This window comes from Bacillota bacterium (genome assembly GCA_012837335.1).
Taxonomy (GTDB): Bacteria; Bacillota; Limnochordia; order Darwinibacteriales; family DTU012; genus DTU012.
Genome location: DURM01000076.1, coordinates 23,408 through 29,407, shown reverse-complemented (window position 1 = coordinate 29,407; position 6,000 = coordinate 23,408). Strand labels below are relative to the sequence as shown.

The 6,000-nt window shown below is 45.8% G+C and carries 6 protein-coding genes and 1 tRNA gene; 5 read left to right on the top strand and 2 right to left on the bottom strand.

Annotated elements, in window-relative coordinates; translation table 11 throughout:
- Positions 1-164: 164 nt before the first annotated feature.
- Positions 165-252 (bottom strand) — tRNA-Leu (locus GX019_10335).
- Between the two features lie 320 nt (positions 253-572).
- On the opposite strand from GX019_10335, the gene GX019_10330 reads away from it, so the two are divergent.
- Positions 573-1,316: a GTP-sensing pleiotropic transcriptional regulator CodY gene (locus GX019_10330; protein ID HHT37558.1), complete on the top strand. Its 744-nt coding sequence runs from the start codon at positions 573-575 to the stop codon at positions 1,314-1,316.
- Positions 1,317-1,343: 27 nt separating this feature from the next.
- Here GX019_10330 and dinB read toward each other — a convergent pair whose 3' ends face one another.
- Entirely contained in the window at positions 1,344-2,516 is a 1,173-nt protein-coding gene (gene dinB, locus GX019_10325; GenBank protein ID HHT37557.1) for a DNA polymerase IV, read from the bottom strand.
- A gap of 98 nt (positions 2,517-2,614) precedes the next feature.
- Between dinB and GX019_10320 the strand changes: the two genes are divergently transcribed.
- From GX019_10320 to GX019_10305, 4 genes are all read left to right on the top strand, one after another.
- Positions 2,615-2,851 (top strand): hypothetical protein, encoded by a 237-nt coding sequence (locus tag GX019_10320; protein ID HHT37556.1) that lies wholly within the window; start codon positions 2,615-2,617, stop codon positions 2,849-2,851.
- An 86-nt stretch (positions 2,852-2,937) separates the two neighbouring features.
- Entirely contained in the window at positions 2,938-4,155 is a 1,218-nt protein-coding gene (hflX, locus tag GX019_10315; protein ID HHT37555.1) for a GTPase HflX, read from the top strand.
- A 20-nt stretch (positions 4,156-4,175) separates the two neighbouring features.
- Positions 4,176-5,084: a hypothetical protein gene (locus tag GX019_10310; GenBank protein ID HHT37554.1), complete on the top strand. Its 909-nt coding sequence runs from the start codon at positions 4,176-4,178 to the stop codon at positions 5,082-5,084.
- A 31-nt stretch (positions 5,085-5,115) separates the two neighbouring features.
- Positions 5,116-5,997, top strand: a complete 882-nt coding sequence (locus tag GX019_10305) for a DUF1385 domain-containing protein (protein ID HHT37553.1) — start codon at positions 5,116-5,118, stop codon at positions 5,995-5,997.
- Positions 5,998-6,000: the final 3 nt, after the last annotated feature.

The window sequence follows — 6,000 nt, the reverse complement described above, 5'->3', positions numbered from 1 at the left end:
AACTGGAACGCGCAGATTTGTCATGGGATTTTGGGAGAGTCCTAGGTTATTAGTATGTAGCCGCAGCCGGAGAACTGTTCCCAAATTATGGGTGATGGGCAATTGATGGGCAACTTTCCTTGGAAAACAACAAAACCCCAGCTCAGCTGGGGTACATTTCTTTATGGTGCCGAAGGAGGGATTTGAACCCTCACGAGCGTACTGCTCACTGCGCCCTGAACGCAGCGCGTCTGCCAGTTCCACCACTTCGGCCTGCAAAAATTATTTTACCACGGGAAATCCCACTTGTCAACAACTCTGAGCAAAGAAATAGCGAGAAATTTATTATAAAGTTTCTGATAAATATTTAGACATTTCTTGACTTAACAACTAATTTAGTGTATCTTGTAGGTATTCGGACAGGATATTGTCGATTATTATCGGATATGTGTAAAATAAAATAATTCGATTGATTTTAACAGGGCTATAAATAACTAAATTAGTTGACAATACCCGAGTAAATCTATATAATTTTGCTTGAACAGAAATGTTGCCGCAAGATAATAAATTCAGAAAAGAGAGGATGAAACTATATGGTCTTGAAGAGAATCAAGAGTTTTTTAGATCTGCTTCAAACCCAGGGTAATGATTTAACCTACGCAGATTTAATATCTGCCCTAAAAGAAGCATCAGATAACAGTATCTATTTGGTAGACAAAAACGGTAGAATACTTGCCCACTCTGTTGACTCTGAGTTCTCAGATTCAGGTTATGATGAAGAGTGGCTGGTAAATGAAAGAGTACCTGATGAGCTCAACAATTCGCTTTTAAGAATTGGCGCTGTTACAGAATTTGAAGGTTTTGAGGCAGCCAATATTTTAGTGGCTCCGGTTGTTGGCGGCAGCAGACGAGTAGGCTCGCTTCTGTTTGCAGGCACTGACGCAAAGTTTGACGACGATGATATGGTCATCGCCGAGTTTGCGGCAACTGCTATTGGCATGATTATTGCCAACCGGATTGATCTTCAACAGGAGGATGAGGCTCAAGAGGTTAAACTGGCCCGCTCAGCTATTAACAGCCTGTCCTATTCAGAAATACTCGCCATGCAGCATATTTTCGATGAGTTAGATGGTAATGAAGGTTTATTGGTTGCCAGCCGTATTGCTGATAACGCTGGAATTACTCGTTCAGTGATCGTTAATGCCTTACGCAAACTTGCTTCTGCTGGTGTAGTTGAATCGAGATCTTTGGGAATGAAAGGTACTTATCTTCGCATTCTCAATAAAGAAATCCGCAATGAATTTGAACGCCAACGCTATCCCTATCCGAAACAATAGCGATAATGCACATAAACAAACCTCCCCTCAGCTGTTGAGGGGAGGTTCTTGTTTCTTCGGCTTTAGTGTTCGCCCTTTAGTGATTGCCTGTCCATATTTTTGATTGATCGCATCCATCAGTTGGACGAGTTTGTTGGTTTCTACGGTGTTTTCAAAAAGTGAAAGCTGCTGATTGTGAACGAGATTATGAGCCCCGATCCCTAACAGCCGGATCGGTCCTCTTTTAACATTCTTAAACAGCTCCCATCCGGTGTTAAATATACTGTCATCATCGCAGATGGCATAGTCTAGGGTATGGGAGCGGGTAATGGTGCTGAAATCGCTGTATCGCACCTTGATAATTACAGTCCGAGCATACAGCTTTTCTTGTCTCAGTCGGAAACCAACCTTTTCCGCCATTAGAGCCATATGGCTTTTTAAAAACTCCTGATCTTCATAATCCTGATCGAAAGTTATTTCTTGACTGATCGATTTAGCCTCAGCAGAAGGTGTCACTTTGCGGCTGTCAATGCCCCGGGAGAGATTGTATAGATGAGCGCCAAAGTTGTCACCCAACTTTTCTTGAAGCCATTTCAGCGGCCTGCTTCTCAGGTCTCTTACAGTGTTAATCCCCAGATTACGCAGTACTGTTTTGCTTTTATCGCCAACACCCCACAGCTTACCTACCGGCAGATCTAATAAGAAGTGATCTATTTGGTCAGGGCGAATGATGGTCAGTCCATCCGGTTTTTGCAGATCGGATGCTATTTTAGCCAAAAACTTATTCGGTGCAATGCCGATGGAGCAGGTCAAGCCTGTTTCATTTTTGATCCTATCTTTAACGGCTTGTCCCATAGCGGCTAGATCTTGGTAAAAGTGCTCGCAGCCGGTCATATCGAGAAATGCTTCATCTATGGATAGGGGCTCCACCAGCGGTGAAAAGTCAGAAAAAATGCTGTGAATCTGTTTCGAAACTTCTTGATACCGGTGCATGCGGCCGCGGATGAAAATCCCATGGGGACAAAGCGCAATTGCTCTTCGAATGGGCATCGCGCTGTGAATACCGTATTTGCGGGCCTCATATGAACAGGTTGATACCACTCCCCGCACCGAATCCTTAGTTCCACCGATAATCAGCGGTTTATTGCGGTATTCTGGGTTGTCCAGCTGCTCCACAGCGGCAAAAAAAGCGTCCATATCCACATGAAGAATCGTGGCCATGGTAATACCCCCCTTAAGGAAAAATTCCACTCCTTGATTGAAATACCTTTTTCGGGAAACACTATCAATGCTGAAATAATGCTGTGAGGAGGCGGCTTATGGAGCGCGATAGGAAACATTTAAAATATGGCGGTGTAGCCTTTGTCAATAATGTCAGTCCGGAAGAGATCAACAAGTTTGTCCGCAGCCTTCCGGATTATGAACGTGAGTCTTTATTCGAAGTTGTCAATAAATTGCAGGATGCAGGGTTGATAACTGTTTACGATGGTGATAATATTACAATTGACAGGGATCAACAAGAGTTTCAAGTGCCAAATCATGGAGATGGTAAATAAGGAGCATACCCTTGCCGGTTGACCGGAAGGGTATTTTTCTTCAATATATAGATAGGGAAAAGATTGAGAGATTGTAGGTGAATTCAATGACAGAAGCAGTATTAGCAGCTCTGCAGCTGCCGCACCAAGCTGACTACGAAGTGATGGACAATCTGGCAGAGCTGAAAGATCTTGCGGAAGACGCAGGCGTTACTGTGATTGGTCAAATTGTGCAGAAACGGGCCGGTATAGTCCCGGGTACATACATCGGAACCGGTAAAATTGAGGAAATTAGAGAGCTTTTAAGCAGTGAAGATCAAGTTGTGATTTTTGATGATGAACTGACCCCGGCTCAGCAGGCTAATCTTGCAGATATGCTCGATGTGCCAGTGCTGGACCGCACCCAGCTGATTCTCGATATCTTTGCCCGCAGAGCCCAATCTAAAGAGGGCAAAATCCAGGTAGAATTGGCGCAGCTGCGGTATCTCCTGCCGCGGCTGAAGGGTCACGGACGGGCTTTATCGAGGTTAGGCGGAGGAATCGGAACCCGGGGTCCTGGTGAAACCAAGTTGGAGACGGATCGGCGCCGCATTCGCCAGCGGATCGCTGATCTGAATCGAGAAATTGATGCGGTCCGCAAAGTGAGACATCTCCAGCGAAGTGCGAGAAAAAAGCTGGAAGCTCCATTAGTGAGTTTGGTAGGCTATACTAACGCGGGCAAATCAACGCTGTTTACGGCCTTGACAGAAGAACCGACATTTGCAGCGGATCAGCTGTTTGCCACCCTGGATCCATTGATCCGCAAATGGCAAATTGCTGATGAAGAGTGGGTTTTCTTAAGCGATACAGTGGGATTTATCCGCAAACTTCCCCATACTTTAGTGGCTGCTTTCAGAGCAACTCTGGAAGAAGTACTCGAAGCAGACCTGCTGCTGCATGTTTTAGATGCCAGCCATCCCCTGGTAGAGCAGCAGAAAGCTGCCGTTGAAGAAGTTCTGCGAGAAATTGGTTGTGACACTCCGATTATAAACGTTTATAATAAAATAGATAAGGTAGAAGAACCTTTAATTACAAAGGCAGAGGATCTGCAGGTTTCTGCACTCACCAAGGCGAATTTAGAAAGTATTGGTACCAGAATCAGCCGCTATTTTGCTGAGCAGTATGTGCTGAGAAAGTATCTGCTTCCCTTTGATCAGCTGGCACTGTTATCTGCTGTTCATGAACAGGGTGAAGTTATCAGTGAATTTTACCAAGCAGACGGAGTGCTGCTGGAAGCTAAGCTCAAGAAGCCTCTGGCTGAGCGGCTGCGGACTTACGAAGTTTGATACTGGAGATGTGATCTGCCTTGACTAAAAAGAAGAAGCGCCAATCCTGGAACGTTCGCCTGATCGTAGTGATGCGAGCTCTAACAGTAGGTTTAGCCTATTTTCTTATTATAGATATGCCGGGATTGACCTCATCTTTTGTAGCGATTTTTGTTGGACTGCTGGCATTTGATTTGATCGTGGCTATGCCCAAGTTTTCTCTCCGTCCGAAGCACTGGCGAGAGCTGGTAACACTGCTTCTGCCGCGGATTACCGGCACCACGATAACTTTAGCAAGGGGTTTAATTATTGGTGCTGTTGTAGGTGGTCTTGCTCAATTAGGACTGCCGGTGTTTTTAGGCGGTGTGCTTACCATCGGTCTCGCCTACAACATGGCTGAGCGGGTTAAGGGCAACATTTCCACCTATGTGGGAATGCTGGCGGGATTAACTGTGTATGACCAGATTATCAGGATTCCCCAACTGTCACCAACGCTGTTAATGGATATGGGCGGAACAATTCTGCAGGTGGTTTACACTACCTTTACAGCGTTGTTTGTGGGCTGGGCCTGCGGAGTTGTAACTGGGGTTTTCACTCGTCTGATTCTGCCTAGGGGTTACAAAACGGTGCGCAGTTCGGCTTATGATCCGCCTTTAAGCATGCAGTCGATCAAAAGTGTTCTGCATGTGGATGAAACCACATCGTTGATGCGAGTCGAGGTGACGGAATTTTCACCTTTAGCCCATAAGACACTGGCAGAATCAGGTCTGAGGGAGAACTACCAGGCAACGGTTTTTGCTATTTACCGTAAAGAAAAGGATATTGTTGGACCAAAAGGTCAGGAGCAGCTGCTGCCTGGCGACACCCTGGTCCTTATAATGCCTACAGAGCAGTCGGAGGCGGTTGTCAAACTAGTGAGAGGAAGTGAACTGCAGAGTGAGCAAGTTTAGTTATGGCGGTCAAGCAGTTATTGAAGGTGTTATGATGCGGGGCAGACGCGCCTGGGCAGTAGCCGTGCGCAGAGCTAATAAAGAGATTATCATTGAGGAAGGTCCGGTTCGTTCTGTAACACAGAAGTATCCGATTCTGGGAAAACCGCTGATTCGGGGTTCGGTGGCGCTGGTAGAATCGCTGATATTCGGTATCAAATGCCTCACTTTTTCAGCTAACGCTTATGCGGAAGAAGAAGCCGGGGAAGAGCTGACAGTTAAAGAGCTGATTCTTACATTCGGGCTGGCAGTGCTGCTCACAGTAGGGTTTTTTATTATGCTGCCCGCATTCATAATCCGCTTTGTCCAAGGCGCCATCAGCAACAACATTCTGCTGAATGCAATCGAAGGACTCATTAAAATCACATTATTCATCGGGTATATAGCGGGGATTTCTTTAATGAAAGATATCCAGCGGGTATTTCAGTACCATGGGGCGGAGCACCGCACCATCAACTGCTACGAAGCGGGAGATCCATTAACTGTAGAAAATGTTCAGAAGCACTCATCAATTCACGCCCGCTGCGGCACAAATTTTCTTTTGATCACCTTGTTTATGAGCATTTTTGTGTTTTCGTTTTTCGGCAGGCCGCCGTTTTTGCAGAGGGTTTTAACGCATATTGCTATTCTGCCGATTGTTGCAGGCTTATCTTATGAAGTGATCCGCCAAGCCGGAAAGGAATGCCCGCACCCATTGTTCAAAGTGCTTGCTGCTCCGGGTATGGCGCTGCAGAGACTGACAACCAGAGATCCTGATGATGAGCAGGTAGAGGTAGCTATTGCTTCGCTGCAGGCTGTTTTGAATAAAGATCATAACTATGTGGATGATGATAAGATTAAACCTTTTCCAACTGTCAACGATGCGAGGAAGTAATAA

Bases quoted from the DNA above. Each gene is read 5' to 3' on its own strand.
- GX019_10320 (HHT37556.1), top strand. From the start codon at position 2,615: ATGGAGCGCGATAGGAAACATTTAAAATATGGCGGTGTAGCCTTTGTC.
- dinB (HHT37557.1), bottom strand. From the start codon at position 2,516: ATGGCCACGATTCTTCATGTGGATATGGACGCTTTTTTTGCCGCTGTG.
- hflX (HHT37555.1), top strand. From the start codon at position 2,938: ATGACAGAAGCAGTATTAGCAGCTCTGCAGCTGCCGCACCAAGCTGAC.
- GX019_10305 (HHT37553.1), top strand. From the start codon at position 5,116: ATGATGCGGGGCAGACGCGCCTGGGCAGTAGCCGTGCGCAGAGCTAAT.
- GX019_10330 (HHT37558.1), top strand. From the start codon at position 573: ATGGTCTTGAAGAGAATCAAGAGTTTTTTAGATCTGCTTCAAACCCAG.